Annotated in this window: 16 protein-coding genes; 8 read left to right on the top strand and 8 right to left on the bottom strand. The window is 64.7% G+C overall.

Annotation, left to right across the window (positions count from 1 at the left end):
- Nucleotides 1-4 precede the first annotated feature (4 nt).
- A complete protein-coding gene (gene gatD / locus C481_RS15475) occupies nucleotides 5-1,261 on the bottom strand; it encodes a Glu-tRNA(Gln) amidotransferase subunit GatD (RefSeq protein WP_006110219.1) in 1,257 nt (418 codons plus the stop codon).
- An 80-nt stretch (nucleotides 1,262-1,341) separates the two neighbouring features.
- A complete protein-coding gene (locus C481_RS15470) occupies nucleotides 1,342-1,560 on the bottom strand; it encodes a hypothetical protein (RefSeq protein ID WP_006110218.1) in 219 nt (72 codons plus the stop codon).
- 142 nt (nucleotides 1,561-1,702) lie between these two features.
- Here C481_RS15470 and C481_RS15465 point away from each other — a divergent pair, with 142 nt between their 5' ends.
- A complete protein-coding gene (locus C481_RS15465; RefSeq protein WP_006110217.1) occupies nucleotides 1,703-2,326 on the top strand; it encodes a hypothetical protein in 624 nt (207 codons plus the stop codon).
- Nucleotides 2,327-2,436: 110 nt separating this feature from the next.
- Here C481_RS15465 and C481_RS15460 read toward each other — a convergent pair whose 3' ends face one another.
- The 3 genes from C481_RS15460 to purB form a co-directional block, all read right to left on the bottom strand.
- Complete coding sequence (locus tag C481_RS15460; RefSeq protein ID WP_006110216.1) at nucleotides 2,437-3,093, bottom strand: ArsR/SmtB family transcription factor; 657 nt, start codon at nucleotides 3,091-3,093, stop codon at nucleotides 2,437-2,439.
- Nucleotides 3,094-3,263: 170 nt separating this feature from the next.
- On the bottom strand, nucleotides 3,264-4,406 hold the full coding sequence (locus tag C481_RS15455) for a hypothetical protein (RefSeq protein ID WP_006110215.1): 1,143 nt from the start codon (nucleotides 4,404-4,406) through the stop codon (nucleotides 3,264-3,266).
- A 188-nt stretch (nucleotides 4,407-4,594) separates the two neighbouring features.
- Nucleotides 4,595-6,007 (bottom strand): adenylosuccinate lyase, encoded by a 1,413-nt coding sequence (gene purB, locus C481_RS15450; protein ID WP_006110214.1) that lies wholly within the window; start codon nucleotides 6,005-6,007, stop codon nucleotides 4,595-4,597.
- Nucleotides 6,008-6,183: 176 nt separating this feature from the next.
- Here purB and purH point away from each other — a divergent pair, with 176 nt between their 5' ends.
- The gene (gene purH, locus C481_RS15445) at nucleotides 6,184-7,821 is read left to right on the top strand and encodes a bifunctional phosphoribosylaminoimidazolecarboxamide formyltransferase/IMP cyclohydrolase (RefSeq protein WP_006110213.1); all 1,638 of its coding nucleotides are present in this window, start codon (nucleotides 6,184-6,186) and stop codon (nucleotides 7,819-7,821) included.
- An 18-nt stretch (nucleotides 7,822-7,839) separates the two neighbouring features.
- Here the strand turns inward: purH and C481_RS15440 are convergent, their stop codons facing one another.
- Nucleotides 7,840-8,211, bottom strand: coding sequence for a hypothetical protein (locus tag C481_RS15440; protein WP_152422194.1), 372 nt, complete (start codon nucleotides 8,209-8,211; stop codon nucleotides 7,840-7,842).
- A 111-nt stretch (nucleotides 8,212-8,322) separates the two neighbouring features.
- On the opposite strand from C481_RS15440, the gene C481_RS15435 reads away from it, so the two are divergent.
- From C481_RS15435 to C481_RS15420, 4 genes are all read left to right on the top strand, one after another.
- Nucleotides 8,323-9,159: a glycerophosphodiester phosphodiesterase gene (locus C481_RS15435; protein ID WP_241434694.1), complete on the top strand. Its 837-nt coding sequence runs from the start codon at nucleotides 8,323-8,325 to the stop codon at nucleotides 9,157-9,159.
- A 41-nt stretch (nucleotides 9,160-9,200) separates the two neighbouring features.
- Complete coding sequence (locus C481_RS15430; RefSeq protein ID WP_006110210.1) at nucleotides 9,201-9,962, top strand: SIMPL domain-containing protein; 762 nt, start codon at nucleotides 9,201-9,203, stop codon at nucleotides 9,960-9,962.
- 75 nt (nucleotides 9,963-10,037) lie between these two features.
- Entirely contained in the window at nucleotides 10,038-11,234 is a 1,197-nt protein-coding gene (locus C481_RS15425; RefSeq protein WP_006110209.1) for an ABC transporter substrate-binding protein, read from the top strand.
- A gap of 186 nt (nucleotides 11,235-11,420) precedes the next feature.
- Nucleotides 11,421-12,539 carry a DUF7537 family lipoprotein gene (locus tag C481_RS15420; RefSeq protein ID WP_006110208.1) on the top strand — a complete coding sequence of 373 codons (1,119 nt, stop codon included), beginning with the start codon at nucleotides 11,421-11,423 and terminating at the stop codon, nucleotides 12,537-12,539.
- Between the two features lie 79 nt (nucleotides 12,540-12,618).
- Here the strand turns inward: C481_RS15420 and carA are convergent, their stop codons facing one another.
- Nucleotides 12,619-13,695 (bottom strand): glutamine-hydrolyzing carbamoyl-phosphate synthase small subunit, encoded by a 1,077-nt coding sequence (gene carA, locus C481_RS15415; protein ID WP_006110207.1) that lies wholly within the window; start codon nucleotides 13,693-13,695, stop codon nucleotides 12,619-12,621.
- A gap of 102 nt (nucleotides 13,696-13,797) precedes the next feature.
- Between carA and C481_RS15410 the strand changes: the two genes are divergently transcribed.
- Entirely contained in the window at nucleotides 13,798-14,211 is a 414-nt protein-coding gene (locus tag C481_RS15410; RefSeq protein ID WP_006110206.1) for an Lrp/AsnC family transcriptional regulator, read from the top strand.
- 84 nt (nucleotides 14,212-14,295) lie between these two features.
- On the opposite strand, the gene C481_RS15405 is transcribed toward C481_RS15410, so the two are convergent.
- A complete protein-coding gene (locus C481_RS15405; protein ID WP_006110205.1) occupies nucleotides 14,296-15,012 on the bottom strand; it encodes a PHP domain-containing protein in 717 nt (238 codons plus the stop codon).
- Between the two features lie 54 nt (nucleotides 15,013-15,066).
- Between C481_RS15405 and C481_RS15400 the strand changes: the two genes are divergently transcribed.
- The gene (locus C481_RS15400; protein ID WP_006110204.1) at nucleotides 15,067-16,035 is read left to right on the top strand and encodes a diacylglycerol/lipid kinase family protein; all 969 of its coding nucleotides are present in this window, start codon (nucleotides 15,067-15,069) and stop codon (nucleotides 16,033-16,035) included.
- Nucleotides 16,036-16,314: the final 279 nt, after the last annotated feature.

Below are 16,314 nucleotides of genomic sequence, written 5' to 3'. Positions count from 1 at the left end.
GAGATCACTCCCAGGGAACCGACCGCTCCTGTAGTTCACCGGCCAGCGAGGTCTGCATCGCCTCTTCGGCGGATTCTTCGTTCGCAAGCGCCCACATCAGTTTGACCGTCGCCGTGCCGGGGAGGGTATCGCCGGCTTCGATCACGCCGGCGTCGAGGAGGTCGCGGCCGGTATCGTAGACCCGATCGCAAACCCGTCCCTCGAGACACTGACTGGTCATGACGACCGTCGTCCCGTCGTCGATGAGTTCCGCGATCCGCGGGATGAGATCGGTGTGAACGTGCCCGAGGCCGGTTCCCTCGATGACCAATCCCGCTGCGCCCTCGGCGGCATCGAGGAAGGCGGGGTCCATCCCCGGCGTGAACTTGAGCAGGTCCACATTGCTCTCGAGTTCAGCTGTGAGTTCGAGTTCCACATCGCCGCGTTCACGGCGGTCTCGGCGGAAGGTCACTTCCTCGCCGTCGTAGTCGACGGTGCCGAGCGGGTTCGCGCCGACCGTCTCGAAGGCATCGCGGCGAGAGGTGTGGTTTTTCCGGACGCGGGTGCCGCGGTGGAGCGCGCAGGCGTCGTCGGATTCGGAGCCGTGCATACAGACGAGGACCTCCGCGCAGTCGCTCTTTGCGGCTTCGACGGCAGAGACGGCGTTCATCACGTTGTCCGAGGACGGTCGGTCGGCGGAGCGCTGGCTGCCCGTGAAGACGACGGGGACGGGCGTCTCGAGCATGAACGCGAGCGCTGCGGCAGAGTACTGCATCGTGTCGGTGCCGTGCATGACGACGACGCCGTCCGCGCCGGCCTCGATTTCCTCGAACACCGCCTGAGCGAGTTCTTGCCAGATCGGCGGCTCCATGTTCTCCGAGAGGATATTCGCGACGACGCGCCCGCGGTAGTTCGCGCGGCCGGCGAGGTCGGGAACGGCACGCAACACGTCTTCGGCGTCGAACTGGGCGGTCACCGCCCCGGTACGGTAGTCGACCGTCGAGGCGATGGTCCCGCCGGTCGAGATCAGCGAGATGGTCGGCAGGTCGTCGTTGAACTCGATTTCGGAGTCCGTACCGGCGTTCTCGTCTTCGGTATCGGCCCCGTCGATTTCGTAGACGTCTTCGTCGAGGATCTCGATGTCGGCGTCGTCCCGATCGACGCCGACGTTGTAGCCGCCGTCGAGTTTCACGACGAGATTGTCGTCCGTGCTGGAGGGGAGCAACACGCCTTCGTACGTGCGATCCGCGCGGTCGACGCGAACGCGATCGCCTGGATTCATGCGAAAGCGTTGCGCGTCGGCGGACTTGAAGGCACGCTTTCGATTCCGGCATTTGGCCCGAAACCGGGTAGGCTAGCGAGTCAGGCGATTCCGACGACGACGAGGCCGATGCCGGTCAGTAAGAGTACGGCGGCGATCAGCGCCGTCAGTAGCCGCACCGTCGCAAGCGCATCGTCGGTGAGATCGAGCCGGGGATAGAAGTGACGGGCTGCGGAGAGCACTCCCAACCCGATCGCGATCGCAACGATCCCGAAAGCAACCAGATCGACGTTCACACCGTTCTCTAGCAGCCGAGTCATGATAAACGTCGTTCGTGCCAAAGCGGACGGTCTCGCCCCGAAACCGGATCGGAGGAGCAACTGGGATTCCTCTCGTTCCGCTCGGCGGGATAGCTGACAGCGTGGCGAAAAGACCATGGTGCCGGCCACCCAGTCTTCGAATATGAACGATCGCTCGGACGAGGTGACCGAGCGTCGAGAGTCCCCCTCGACGGACGACCTCCTCTCAGAGACGGAGCAGTTGCTCTCAGACACCGGTTCTGGCACCGGACCGGACACGAGTTCAGGAGACCGACAGGGACGCGAGCAGGGTGCGATCGATGCGGGATCCGCTGTCGGGTCCGAGCCGGCCGACGAGTTCTCCCAGCCGGCCAAGTCGGCCGAGCCGGCAGCTGGCCGATCGGACGGCTCTCGCCTCGCCGGACTCACGGATCGACTGTCGCCTCGCAAGTACTTCTCGCCGAAGGCGTTTCTCGCCCTGGCGTTGACGATCGGTGCGGGTCTGTTCGTCGGCGACGCGGTGCTCCCGATCGCCGGCCAGATGATCGGCATCTTCGCGACGGCCTTCCTGGTCGGACTCATCACGTCGAAGCGGCGGTATCTGGAGCTGACCGCCGCGGGGGCCTTGGCCGGCGCGATCACGCCGTTGGCCGACCCGGTCTACGTGGCGCTCGGGGCCGGCCGGACGCTCATCGCGATCGGCCTCGCGATCGGCCTGGTCGCGTCGGTCGCCGGCTACTATTTCGGTCGAGACCTCCGCGACGGCCTCTCGCGAGACGTGACATAGCGGCCGTTCAACCGACCGTTAGGCCGCAATACCCTCATTTTCCGTGCCTGTTCCCGTGCCCGTGGCACTCGGTTCTCCGAGGCAGAAACGATGTCCGTTCGGACCGGCCGTCAGGTGGTCGTTAGCTCCCAGCCGCGTTCGGTTCGGCGAACCAGCCCGTCGTCGGCCATCGACTCCAGCAGTTCGGCGATGATCTCGCGGGGAACATCCAGTTCGGAACGCAGTTCGCCGACGGATTTCGGCTCCGACCGGATGGTCGCCAGCAGATCGGCGTAGATGCGGCTTTCCGGGCCGTCGCCGACGGTTTCGGAGATCTGATCGAGGACGTCGTAGAGTTGGCTCTGGACCCATCGCTGGGCGAGCGAGAGTTCGTTTTCGAGCTGCTCGAGTTCTTCGAGCGCCTGCAGGAGGTCACCGAGTTCGTCGAGTTCATCACAGGCGATGTCGAGCGAGAGGTGTCGGCAGGTGGTGATGTCGAAGCCGTTGTTGGTCGGATAGGCGCTCTTGCTCGCGAAGCCGTAGGGAGAGACGGTGACTTCGAGGCGAACGTTGCGAGCGATGTGAAAGTACTTGCGACGTTGGTCGTCGACACGGCTTTCGACCAGTCCGGCCGACTCGAGTTTTCGGAGGTGTTCGATGACCGCCTTGGGGCTCACGCCGAGGTATTCGGAGATTTCGGTTACGTAACAGGGTTTGCGAGCGAGAAGGCGGAGAATCCGCCTTCGGTTCTCGTTTCCCAGCAGATCCAACAAGGCGGCGGAATCCATCGTGGGGCCGTATGGCGTCGCCGCTGAAAAGCGTGTCTGCTCGGGAAAGTCCCGACCGCGCGCGGTCGTCCGGTCAGACGCCGGTCCGTCAACGCTCGATCGCATCTCGAGGCCGATCGCCGACAGCGATGGCAGTTCGCTCGCGGCGTCTGCCGTAGTATTCGGCAGTATCAGTCGTCCGTCGGCGTCTCGGTGGTTGTTGTGTCCGTCCCGCTATCGGCGTCGGTATCAGCGTTCGATGAACTCGTGCCGTCGGTGACCGAGCCGTCAGATGAGTCTGCGTCTGTCTCCGGTGTCGATGGTTCCGCGGCGTCGGTCGGTGGGCCGGTCCGTGCCGGCGAGCCATTGCCCGATCGGTCGGAGTTTTCACCCGAATTTCGCGAGTTCTGTTCGTGGGCCGAGCCCCGATTAGACTGGCTCCCCTGTCCGGTTCTGTTGTCGGGGTCTGCGTTCTGTGCGGGTGTCGGAGTCGAAGTCGGAGTCGGAGTCGGATTTTGCCCGTGAGTTTGGCTCTGATTTCGCCCGTGACCCTGGCTGCGATCCTGACTATCTCCACGTCCGTCGCTCTCTGGACTGCTACCCGGGACAGCCGCCGGAGGCTGCCGTCCGGGCGACTCCGCCGCTCCTGCCGAAGTCGACGAGTTCGGCGGGCCGCGGTCTGCGGGCGGGCCGTTGGTGACGCCGATGCCGCCGCCCGGATGCCGGTCGACGCCGACTACCTTCTGTGCCGTCGCCGCGATGTCTGGCCCGGCGAGATCGCTCGCGGTTTGCTGGAGCGTTTCGAAGCGCTCCTCGTCGAGACCGGCGGCGACGCCCCGCGACTTCGTCCGTTCGATCGAGCGGTTCAGCGACGCGATGGTGACTGTGAGTCTCGTCAGGCGGGCCTCGTATGCGGCCGATGAGAGCGAGTCCTCCCGTTCACGGAGTTCCTCTCGTTCGGCCTCGAGTTCGGCGAGGCGCTGTTCGAACTCGTCGGCGCGGTCGGTGACGAGTGCGGCGCGACGCTCGGTGTCTGTGGCGTGGTACGTGGCGTCGAAGAGGCCGGAATCGACGCTCGATTGGGCGTCTGCGCTCGTGGCCTGGAGGAAGGTTGCGACGGTCGTGTTTGTGGTCGTATTCGCAGCGTCCGTGTTCGCGTTTGTGGCCGTGTTCGTCTGTGCTTGCGTTTGTGGCTGTAGCCCCCCACTCGGTCCGTTCGCGCCGGCAGCCGACTGGTGGGCGACCGGCGTTGTGAGGGCACTCCCTGCGACCGGTGCGATCGCGAGTCCGACGACCGCCAGGAGGGCGAGACCGACGATCCGGGTGGCACTCATCGTATTCACGTTGGCTCACTCGGACCGTCCTAAAAAGACGATCTTTCGTTCGAACCGTTCATTACCGATGGTAGGCGGTGAACGGTCGTGAAACGGAACTCGGACGCCACCTGCGACGCCGTCCTCGCTGGTCGTTCTCCCGTTGATTTTCAGTCGGCAGGAAACCCGTAAACGGTACACCGAAACGGTTAGTTTGGCGACGGCGACTCCGCGTCGGCGTCGATGTCGTCGACCAGGTCGCTCGCGATACCGGTGTATCCGGTCGGCGTTAGCGCCCCGAGTTCAGCGCGCACGTCCGCGTCGACGTCGAGGTCGTCGAACAGTTCCTGGAAGTCCTCGAGCGTGACGGTTTTTCCGCGGGTCAGGGCTTTGACCTGCTCGTAGGCATCCGCTTGGCCCTCGCGGCGGAGGATCGTCTGAACGGCTTCACCGATGATTTCGGGCGTCGATTCGAGCTCCTCGCGCATGACCTGTTCGTTCGGGACGATTTTCGAGAGGCCGGCGGCCGTTTTCGAGTAACCGATCAGGCAGTGGGCAAACGCAGCCCCGATGTTTCGCTTGACGGTCGAGTCCGAGAGGTCTCGCTGGAGCCGCGAGGTCGTGATGTAGTCGCCGAGGAACGAGAGGTCGGAATTCGCCTTCGAGAGGTTCCCCTCGCTGTTCTCGAAGTCGATCGGATTGACCTTGTGGGGCATCGTCGAAGAGCCGGTTTCGCCGTCGACGGTCTCCTGGCCGAGATAGCGGTCGGAGACGTACAGCCACACGTCCAGATCGAGATCGAGGAGCACGGTGTTCGCACGCTTGATCGCGTCGAATAGCGCCGCGAGGTCGTCGCAGGGATTGACCTGCGTCGTCAGTCGGGCAACGTCGAGGCCGAGTCGCTCGATGAACTCGGCGGCGACGGCCCGCCAGTCGACGTCGGGGTAGGCGGCGACGTGGGCCGCGTAGGTCCCCGACGCACCGGCGAGTTTCCCGCACAATCCGTCAGTCGTCTCGCGGATCTGCCCCGTCGCGCGACCGAGACGGGCCGCGTAGACGGCCAGTTCCTTGCCGAAGGTCGTCGGGGTCGCGGGCTGGCCGTGAGTGCGGGCGAGCATCGGCACGTCCCGGTGCTCGCGAGCCATGTCGGCGAGCGTGTCCTGCACGTCGTACAGCGCCGGTAGCAGGACTTCGTCGACGGCCCCGCGGACGAGCAGCCGGTGGGCGAGGTTGTTCACGTCCTCGCTGGTCAGCCCGAAGTGGATCCACGCCGACGCGTCGCTGTCGTCGCCCAGACGGTAGCGGATGAAGTACTCGACGGCCTTGACGTCGTGATTCGTCGCCTCGAACTCGTCGTGGCCCTCGGTCTCGAGTTTCTTGATCAGGCGGGCATCCTCCTCGGCGAAGTGTTTGTACAGTCCCCGAAGCTCCTCGCGCTCGTCGAGGTCGAGTTCGAGCGGCGTCGCCTCGAGTTCGGCGAGCGTAACCAGATACTCGACTTCGACGCGGACGCGGGCGCGCATGAGGGCGGCCTCGCTGGCGTACGGCGAGAGCCGCTCCGTTCGGTTGCCGTAGCGCCCGTCGAGCGGCGAGACCGCATACAGTGCGTCGGTGTCGCTCATCGTGCGAGAGTTTCTATCCCTGTCCAAAAGCGTATCGAAACGGTCGTCGGGTTCGCCCACGGGTGTGCATACCTCTCCGGATACTGGTGAATATACTGTAGAATGTATACATATATGTGGATATTCTGCGTGGAGAGACCGCAACCACTTTGGCTCTCGCGGGCGGGCCTACACCTATGACGCGAATCGCCGGGATGGCCGGCAACCGAGGGCGTAACCTGTTGAACATCGCCGACCGACGACCGGGCGGCGCTGAACTCGGGGTCGTACTTACGACCGGCGAGGACGCGCCGGTGCTCGAAGCCGCCGCCGAGCGCGGGATTCCGACCGAAGTCGTCCCGCTCGCGGACGATATGACCCGCCGGGAGCACGAGGAGGCAGTGCTCGAAGCGCTCGCGGACTACGAGTTCGAGCTGGTCTGTCTGGACGGCTACATGCGCATCCTTTCGGACGCGTTCCTCGATGAGGCACCGATGACGCTGAACGTCCATCCCTCGCTGCTGCCGTCGTTCCCCGGCACGGACGCCTGGGGAGACGCGCTCGAGGCCGGCGTCTCGGTCGCGGGCTGTACGGTCCACGTCGTCACCGACGCGACCGACGACGAGGGCGACGTGGTCGAGAGCGAGGTTGACGGCGGACCGATCGTCACGCAGGAGCCGGTTCCGATCTACGAGGGCGACGACGCCGAGAGCCTGAAAGAGCGCGTCCTCTACGAGGGCGAGTTCCGCGCCTACCCGCGTGCGGTGAAGTGGGTCGCCGAGGGCGTCGTGACCGTCGACCGCGAAGCGGGGACGGCATCCGTTGCCGCCGACGTGGCGAGTACCGATGCCGATGATCACAGCGGCCTCCCCGCACGCCGACTCGTCTCGAACGACCGAGTCGATACGCTCCGGTACGGGGAGAATCCACACCAGGACGCCGCCGTGTACGCGGACGCCACCTGCGACGAGGCGAGCGTCGTCCACGCCGAACAGCTAAACGAGGGTGCGAAGGGGCTCTCGTACAACAATTACAACGACGCTGACGGCGCGCTCAACCTCATCAAGGAGTTCGACGAGCCCGCGGCTGCGGTCATCAAGCACACGAACCCGGCCGGCTGTGCAACCGCTGACTCCGTCGCTGACGCGTACGAGAGGGCGCTCTCGACGGATCCCATGAGCGCCTTCGGCGGCATCGTCGCCCTGAACCGCGAGTGCGACGCCGACACCGCCGAGCAGATTATCGACTCGTTCAAGGAGGTCGTCGTCGCGCCCGGTTACACCGACGACGCGCTCGAAATCCTCTTCGAGAAGGACAACTTGCGGGTGCTCGACGTTGACGACCTCGGCGAGCGGACGGAGCGGTTCACCGAAAAACCCCTCGTCGGCGGCCGACTCGTCCAGGAACGCGATCTACAGGAAATCTCCGCCGACGATCTCGAAATCGTTACTGACCGTGAGCCGACCGACGCTGAACTCGAGTCGATGGTCTTCGCCTGGCAGACGCTCAAACACGTCAAATCCAACGGTATCCTCTTCGCGGACGGGACCGAGACCGTCGGCGTCGGGATGGGACAGGTTTCCCGCGTCGACGCGGTTCGACTCGCCGCGATGAAGGCGGACGAACACGCCGAGGGCAAGGACGCCGAGGGAGCCGTGATGGCGTCGGACGCGTTCTTCCCGTTCCCGGACGGTATCCGGGAGGCCGCCGAGGCGGGTATCGAGGCCGTTATCCAGCCCGGCGGCTCCGTCAACGACGACGACGTGATCGAAGCCGCAGACGAGCACGGGATGGCCATGGCGTTTACGGGCAGCCGTAGTTTCCGCCACGACTAACGACAGAATAGGACAGGACTACCGGCCGTCTCCACCGGCGTCGGTCTCGGCCGTTCCGAGCAGGGCGCTACCGGCGTAGACCAGGAAGTAGCTCACGAGGTAGTAGAGCCCACCCAGCGTGAGAACGATGAGCCCCTGTCCGAGAACGGGAACCCCAAACAGTCGTTCGAGGCCGAGCGGGTCGAACAACAGCCTCCTGATCGCGCTGACCGGCATGTAGACGAGCAGCCAGAACACCCATTCGAGTTCGGTGAGCAGGGCGTCCGGAAGCGCGATCGGTTGGCGAAAGGAGAGGCCGGCGACGATGAGCGGCCCGGTAATGAGGAGGACGAAGACGGTCGTGACGGGCCGGTCAGCCGCCCGCTCTAGGAGGGGTTCGAGGCGGGACACGTGGTCGAATTGGTCGGTTGACAGTATAGTCATTTTGGAACGACAGCGGAGAACTCGCGAGAACGTCTCAACTAAGAAAACGTTACTATCTTTGAGAAGAACGTGTCAGGTATGCCTGATTGGTCACGTTGTCGTCCCTCCCGACGCCGACTCCTGGCGGGGGTGGGGACGGGAGTCTCCGCACTTGCCGTCTGGGGGCTGTCGCCGCTTATTACGAGCGGGTCAGTGCCATCGACGCGCCCGCGTATCGTCGGCCACCGCGGCGCATCCGGACTGGAACCGCCGAACACGGCAGCCGCGATTCGACGCGCCATCGAGCTCGGTGTCGACGGCGTCGAACTCGACGTACGACGAACTCGCGATGGAACGCTGATGTTGTTTCACGACCCCGTTCTGGACTGGGATTCGACGGGCCACGGGTGGATTCGAAACACCACCTGGGCGGAGATCAGCGGCGCTCGTATCGACGGCGAACCGCTCATTACGCTCGCTCGCGCGCTCGAACTCCTCGCCGACACCGACGTGTCGATCTACCTCGAGCTGAAAGAGGCGGGCTACACCGATGCCATCCTCGAGATGGCGCGCGACTACGACGTTCTCGACCGGGTCTCGGTACTCTCATTCGAGACTGCGCCCCTCGAGCAGGCGCAGGTATCCGACGTTCCAACCGGTCTGGTCGGCTCGGTGCCGACATCGGGGCTGGCGGATGAGGCGACCGACTGCGGCGCCGGGAGCGTCTTCAGTCACTACGTTCCACGCGCCATCCCGAGATTCCTCGAGACGGCGCGCGAGGCGGGACTCACCGCCGGCGTCTGGAAACTCGTCGACACCAAGGGCAGCGTCCGCGACGCGCTGACCACCGAACCCGACGTGTTCGTCACGAACCGGCCGGACTACGCGTTCGAGTTCTTGAACTCGACGCCCCGGAAGGGTGAAAGAGCGGTTTGACCCTGGCGAATCATTATTTGGTGTGCACGTGTCGAGAGCGTATGGATCGACGACAGTTCCTCGCGGTATCGAGCGTCGGTGTTGCAGCGGCGATGGCAGGCTGTGTTGGCAGTGCGCTCTCGACCGGCGATCCGGCCCAGTCGGGCGACGAAACGGAGTCGAGCGCGACGGACAACGAGATTACCGTCAGCGCCGAGGGCGAGGTCGAAGCCGAGCCGGATACGGCGACGGTGAGTCTCGGCGTCGAGGCGACCGACGAGTCCGCCGAGGCGGTCAGCGACGAGTTGGCCACGCAGTCCGAACGGCTCCGTGACGCCATCGACGAGCTCGGAATCCCGGACGAAAACGTCGAAGAGGGCCGGTATCGAATCCGACCGTCGGCGGCGGCGAGACGGGAGGAGGGCGTCGACGAGTTCGCCGGAACGCACTCGTACCAGGTGACGATCGACGACGTCGACCGGGTCGGCGAGGTCATCGACGCCGCCGTCTCCGCCGGGGCCGACGACATCGGCCGGGTGAACTTCACGCTACAGGAGGAGACGCGGGCGGCGCTTCGCAAGGATGCGATCGACGATGCGCTGGCGACCGCAGACGAGGAGGCGGCCCACATCGCATCGAATCGGGAGGTCGAACTTACCGGAACGACGGCGGTGACGACGAACGACGTTCGGGTGAACTCGGTGCGACACGACGTCGAGTTCGCAACGTCGGCGGACGACGGGAGTGCGCCGCCGACCGAGATCGACGCCGATCCCGTGACCGTGACGGCGAACGCGACCGTCGTGTACTCCTTCGCGGACTGAACGCTGTCGTCAACCGAACGGTTTCGGCTGGCCTAAATCGAATCCCTTTTAGATGATTAGGCGAGCCTAAAACGTATGGACGCTCGAAGCGCTATCGGACAGGGAGGGATCGACCGGAGCCGCCGCCGGTTCGTCGCCGCGAGTACGGCGCTCGGCAGTGCGATGCTCGCCGGTTGCATTTCCGGAAGAGACGATCCGACCGGGAACGGCCACTCGAACGGCGACGGCCACACCGCAACGCTGCAGCCGATGGGCGACGTTTCGTTCGATGCCGTCCCCGAACGCGTTTTCGTCGCCTTTCCGCAGTACGCCGACATGGCCGTCGCGCTCGGCCACGGCGATGCCGTCACCACGCTGTTTTCCACCGAGATGTCGGGGACGACGATGAACAAGTTCTACGACCGTCTCCCCGGCGTCTCCTTCGACTGGGACGGCCTCCCGAACCCGCTCGAGGGCGGCCTCCGCAAGGAGCAACTCTACGAACTCGACAGCGACGTTCACTTTCTGGACCCGTCCTACGTCCTGAAACACGACGACTGGACCGAGGACGACATCGACGACATCGCCTCGACCGTCGGGCCGTGGGTCGGCAACTTCCACAGCGGCGTCCACAGCGACCCCGCGGACGCCTACGCCGACCAGTACGAGTTCTACACGCTCTGGGAACTGTTCGACCGCGTTACGGACGTGTTTCAGGAGCGCGAGCGCTACGCGGCACTCGAAGCGGTGTACGACGACCTGCACGGGCGGATCGCGTCGAATTTACCGCCCGAAGACGAGCGCCCGACCGCCGCCCGCGTCACGCTCGGCGACGGCCAGTTCTTCACGTACCACCTCAACGCGCCCGGCTACTGGCAGGCGGATACGCGTCCACTCGCCGCCGCCGACGCGCTCGCCGACCGCTCCTGGTCGGGCGACTGGGGCACCGTCGACTACGAGACGATGCTCGATGTCGATCCCGACGTTATCTTGCACCTCTGGGGAATCACCTCCCAGTACAGCATCGACGACATCCGCGACGAACTCGAGAGCCATCCCGTCGGAAGCAAGCTGACGGCAGTTCAAAACGACCGCGTCGTCGCCGGCGGCATGCGATACCAGGGGCCGCTCATGAACCTCTTCCAACTCGAGATGACGGCCAAGCAGCTCTATCCCGACGAGTTCGGTACCTGGCCCGGCTACGAGCCTGGGACACCGTACCCGGATATTCCCGAGGACGAGCGGCTGTTCGACCGCGAGCGCGTCGCGGCGATCATCCGCGGGGAGTTCTAATGGGCGACCCCGCGTTCGATATCGACGCCTCGCCGCCGCACTCGACGGCGAAGTGATCCGCGAGCGGGCCGTGGAGATCGAGACCGACGAGTTCTGATACGGAGTGCCGTTCCGAGTACGGCGTGATCGTCCTCGTGTCGCCCCCTATCCGGTAGTGTCATAACCGGGGGATCGAATAATTACGCCGTGAAAAAGTCACTAGTTATCGTACTCGCCGTTGCGATACTGGCAACGACCGCGGGGTGTGCGGGCGTCCTCGACGGCGGCAGCACCGACACCGGCGACGGCGCCGACGGAGCGGCAGCAGAGGGAGAGACGGCCGCAAACGAAACGGACGGGACCATCGACTACCCTGACGGAACCGGCGAAACCGGATTCGATGCCGACGAACTCGCGTCTCGACAGGCGGCGATTCTCGAAGACGGTTCGTACACGGTCGACACGTCCGAGACGATCAGCATCGACGCCAGAACGTTCGAAGAGTCGATCGCGCTCGCCGTCGACGGCGAGCGAAAGGTACAGAAAACGAGGCTCCGACACGAATCGTCGACGGAGGAAACCTGGCTCTTCACGGAATCGGCGAACGAAACGCTCGTCCGCCAGACCTTCGACGGAGGCGACCGGTACCGGATCGAGAACGGACCGGCGGCTCCCTCGACGAACGAACGGAGCATTCGCCGGGAATTGGAAGCCGTACTGCGCGTTTCGGAGTACGACTTGATCGACGTCGAGGAGTCCGACGGGACGACGGTCGTCACTTACGAAGGGACGGAGATGAGCGACGCTCTCGAGCGGATGAATCCGGCGGACGAGTACGACGAGTTCGTCGCAACGGTCTCCGTCTCCGACGACGGCATCGAGCGCTACGCGTACGAGTTGGAGGGGACATCGGCCGGCGCTACCGAAACGATTGCGGTGGAAACATCGTTCTCGAGCGTCGGTGAGACCGAACTCGAGAGACCGGAGTGGGTCGACGAGGGATTCGAGAAAGCCCCCGAGGTGTCGATTTCGACTGACGGCGGAGAAGTCATCGAACTCGCGATGGAAGCCGGCGATCCGATACCCGAAGGGTCGACGGTCTCGCTGTCTGCGATCGGCGAGAACTATCGCGGGGCGAGCCTGGACGAGGCGTTCGAACCCGGGGAGACGCTGTCCCTCTCCGTCCGGGACGGCCGACTACGGGCGGGTGTCGACGCGGACCCCGATGCGGGCGATCCAATCGATACGGAGTGGTTCATGGTCACCCTCCGCACCGAGAATCTGCTCACCGCGTACGAGGGCACCTACGAGGAGACGACGGAGTGAACGGCCCTCGATCGGCGTCGGTTGTCCGTTCCCGTTGGAGTCACGATCGCTTCCGGAGACCACGCAAAACGAATTCGACTCAGTCGTCCGCCGGAACCGCTCGCTGCTCCGATTTCCCGGCCATACCGACGACGCTGTCGAAGAACTCGAGGGTGTCTTCCGGCCCGGGATTGGCTTCGGGGTGGTACTGGCGGGTGATGATATCGTGTTCGACGCCGTCGAGCCCCTCCGGGGTGTCGTCGTTGACGTTGATCTGCGTGACTTCGAGATAATCGCCGGGCTCGTCCACGGTGTAACCGTGGTTCTGGGTCGTCATGACGACCTGTCCCGACTCGAGGTCGAGGACGGGCTGGTTGACCCCGCGGTGGCCGAAGTCCATCTTCGCCGTCGTGCCACCCAGCGCCTCGGCGACGATCTGCTGGCCGAGGCAGATACCGGCAACGGGCGTGTCCTCGACGAACGCCTCGACGAGTTCAATCGCCTGTTCGTAGTTCGCGGGGTCGCCGGGGCCGTTCGAGATGAACAGGATATCGGGATCGACGGCCTCGACATCGGCTGTGCTTGCGTCGTAGGGGAGGACGTGAACCGTCGCGTTGCGGTCGAGCAGCGAATCGACGATCGAGCCCTTCGCGCCGCAGTCGACGAGGGCGACGGTCTCGCCGTCGTTGTCCGCGCCGTGGACGGTGTGATCGTCGACGCTGACCTGCGCGCCGATGTCGGTGTGTTCGCTCATGGCCTTGCAGGCCTCGAGTTCGGCCAGGGCGTCTTCCTCGGTGGCGTCCTCGCCGACGGCGATGCCGCATTTCATCGCGCCGCCGTCGCGGATGTCGGTGACGACGTCTCGCGTGTCGAGGTGATCGACCGCGGGAACGCCTTCGCCCTCGAGCCAGTCGGCGACGTCGTCGGTGAGTTCCTTTGCGAGCACGGCGCGAGGGTGGACGCGGTCGTCTTCGAACCGTTCCGTTCGGACGCCGTAGTTGCCGATCAGCGGGTAGGAGAAGGTAAGAATCTGTTCCTCGTAGGACGGATCGGTCAGGCTCTCTTCGTAGCCGGTGTAGGCTGTCGTGAAAACCAGCTCGCCGCGAGCCGTGCCCGAAGCGCGACCACGTCCCTCGAGTACGTGTCCGCCCTCCAGCGCAACGTAGGCTGCTGTCATTACGAACTACGTATTGGACACACCATCATAAGTGTTGTCTTCGAAACTCAGTTACGAATTTCGTAATCGGTAAGTGCCACTCGTCCGTAGTCACGGATCTCAATGGACGAACTCGATCGAGCGATCCTCGACGTGCTGCGACGAGACTCCCGAACGCCGTACACGGAAATCGCGGACGAAGTCGGGACGAGCGAGGGGACGGTTCGCAATCGCGTCGAGCGGATGATGGACGACGAGGTGATCGAACGGTTTACGATCGCGACCCGGACGGGCAACGTCAAGGCGATGATCGAAATCAGCGTCGCGGTCGACGTGGATACGGAAGGCATCTCGGAGCGCATGGCGGAGTGGGAGGAGGTCGATTTCGTCTGGATGGTTTCGGGCGAGCAGGACGTCGTCCTCGGCGTCGACGCCGCGGACACGCGCGGCGTGAACGATCTCATTACGAAAGCGCGCAACCAGGAGGAGGTCGTCAGCACGAAGACGCGGTTGATTCTCGACGAACAGCTCGGCTGATCGGCGTTCGGTCGGCGTTCGGTCGGCGGTCGGTCGGCGTTCGAGCAGAATTCGAGCGGCGTTCGAGCGGCGCGTGGAGGCGGCTTACTCCGTCGACTCCTCACCCGGTGGCGTTCCGACCCCCGGCGTCGGCCGCTCGATCGCGTCGATGACGCGCTTGCGGCGGTGGACGGCCCGGTACCCGCGTCGCACCACCTCGTCCAATGTCGACCGGGAGACCTGGGCCTCGACGCGACCGTCTCGAATCGCTTCGACGACCGCCTCGGGCGTGAGCCGATCGCACTCGACGATCGTGTACGCTCGCCCGACCTCGAACGGATAGTGCGCGTCGCTGCCGCCGACGAGCGGCAGGTTTCGTTCCGACGCCAACTTCTCGACCAGCGGACGCGACCGCGGATGTTTGCCGTTAACCTCGATGGCGTCGAAGGGAACGGCCGTGAGCTCGCGAACGGTGCTGTTTCGAAACGGGTGTGCGACGATAGCGGCACAGTCGCGATCGTGAGCCAGCGCGACCGCCTCCGCCGGAGACAACGCCCCCGGTTTCGTCTCCGCCGGCGGATCGGGTCCGATGACGAGGACGTGACCCCGATCGGTCGTAATCTCGATTCCGGGCAGGGTGACCGCGTCTGCGGCAGTGTTCAGGTGGGTGTAGTAGTCGTGGTTCGTCGTCGCGACGCCGTCGAGGCCGCGCCTCGCTGCCATCTCGGTGAGCACTCGTGCACCAAGCGGATCGAATCGGTCACCGAGAGACCGGTGGCCGTGAAAGAATCGCGTGTGCGCGTGAAGATCGACGAGATACACACCGAGGCAAACGCCAGCCAGACCCTTTTGCGCTCGGCCGGCATACGGTGGGGTATGCACTCGGAGGGTAGAGACAGCGACGCCGATCCCCGCCGCGTTCTCGTTCTCAATCCCGTCAGCGGCAGCCAGGACCACGTCGATGACACCGTCGAACTGGCGGCCGACTACGGGTTGACGGTCCGACAGACCGAAGGAGCAGGGGACGCGATGCGGTTCGCCCGCGACGCCGCACCCGAGGCGGACCTGATCGCCGCCGCCGGCGGCGACGGAACCGTCAACGAAGTCATCAACGGGATCGCGGCCGCGGACGAACTCGAGACGACGACGCTCGCCGTCGTTCCCGCCGGCACCGGCAACAACTTCGCGACGAACATCGGCATCACCGGCCTCGAGCACAGTTTCGAGGTGCTCGAAACCGGCCGACGGCGACGGATCGACCTCGGCGTCGCGAACGACCGCTCGTTCGTCAACTCCTGCGTCGGCGGCGTGACCGCCGAAGCCAGCAGCGAGACGACGCCGGACAGCAAACGAGCGCTCGGCGTCCTCGCATACGTGAAAAACACCGTCGCGACCGTCGCGGACTTCGACTCGCTCTCGCTGCGAGTCGAGACGGCCGAGGGACCGAACGGCGAGGCCGCCCAGTCCTGGACCGGCGACGCGATGTTCGTTCTCATCGGCAACTGCCGCCGATTCACCGGCACGCGCACCGCACAGGCACACGTCGAAGACGGCCTCTTCGAGGTCACGATCGTCGAAGACGCCTCGCCGGGTCGACTGGTCGGCGACGCCGCCCTCGAAGGACTGTTCGACCGCGAGAGCGCACACATCATCCGCCGACGAACGCCGTCGCTCACCGTCGAAAGCCTCGAAGACTCCATCGAATACAGCCTCGATGGCGAAATGCTCGAAACGGAGACGCTACACCTCGAACTACACCCCCACCCCCTCGAAGTGGCCGTCGGGAAGAGTTATCAGGAGAACCCCGACGCGGAGCAAAGGTGGCCGCTCGAACCTACTCAGTAGGCGCGATCCGAGTTCACCACTACCGGTCGAGTTCACCGTGGTTCGGGTCCCACGAGGCCAGCAGCAGGCGCTCCTTCCCGTCGTTCAGCGGTAGATATAAGTCGCTACCAGTCAACAATTAGGACGGAAGCCACATCGGACACGAAAGTGTCCCGGATGTACCAGCATCCGAGACGTGGCTTCCACCCCGCAAGGGTCAAAGCCATGATTGCGTACATTCTCACGGGATATAAACATCCCGCACGACTGACGGATCGGTATATCAAGCGAGCAGCGGCT

The organism is Natrialba asiatica DSM 12278, from assembly GCF_000337555.1.
GTDB lineage: Archaea > Halobacteriota > Halobacteria > Halobacteriales > Natrialbaceae > Natrialba > Natrialba asiatica.
This window is presented reverse-complemented; position numbering and strand designations above follow the sequence as displayed.

Bases quoted from the DNA above. Each gene is read 5' to 3' on its own strand.
- gatD (WP_006110219.1), bottom strand. From the start codon at position 1,261: ATGAATCCAGGCGATCGCGTTCGCGTCGACCGCGCGGATCGCACGTAC.
- C481_RS15470 (WP_006110218.1), bottom strand. From the start codon at position 1,560: ATGACTCGGCTGCTAGAGAACGGTGTGAACGTCGATCTGGTTGCTTTC.
- C481_RS15465 (WP_006110217.1), top strand. From the start codon at position 1,703: ATGAACGATCGCTCGGACGAGGTGACCGAGCGTCGAGAGTCCCCCTCG.
- C481_RS15460 (WP_006110216.1), bottom strand. From the start codon at position 3,093: ATGGATTCCGCCGCCTTGTTGGATCTGCTGGGAAACGAGAACCGAAGG.
- C481_RS15455 (WP_006110215.1), bottom strand. From the start codon at position 4,406: ATGAGTGCCACCCGGATCGTCGGTCTCGCCCTCCTGGCGGTCGTCGGA.
- purB (WP_006110214.1), bottom strand. From the start codon at position 6,007: ATGAGCGACACCGACGCACTGTATGCGGTCTCGCCGCTCGACGGGCGC.
- purH (WP_006110213.1), top strand. From the start codon at position 6,184: ATGACGCGAATCGCCGGGATGGCCGGCAACCGAGGGCGTAACCTGTTG.
- C481_RS15435 (WP_241434694.1), top strand. From the start codon at position 8,323: ATGCCTGATTGGTCACGTTGTCGTCCCTCCCGACGCCGACTCCTGGCG.
- C481_RS15430 (WP_006110210.1), top strand. From the start codon at position 9,201: ATGGATCGACGACAGTTCCTCGCGGTATCGAGCGTCGGTGTTGCAGCG.
- C481_RS15425 (WP_006110209.1), top strand. From the start codon at position 10,038: ATGGACGCTCGAAGCGCTATCGGACAGGGAGGGATCGACCGGAGCCGC.
- carA (WP_006110207.1), bottom strand. From the start codon at position 13,695: ATGACAGCAGCCTACGTTGCGCTGGAGGGCGGACACGTACTCGAGGGA.
- C481_RS15410 (WP_006110206.1), top strand. From the start codon at position 13,798: ATGGACGAACTCGATCGAGCGATCCTCGACGTGCTGCGACGAGACTCC.
- C481_RS15400 (WP_006110204.1), top strand. From the start codon at position 15,067: ATGCACTCGGAGGGTAGAGACAGCGACGCCGATCCCCGCCGCGTTCTC.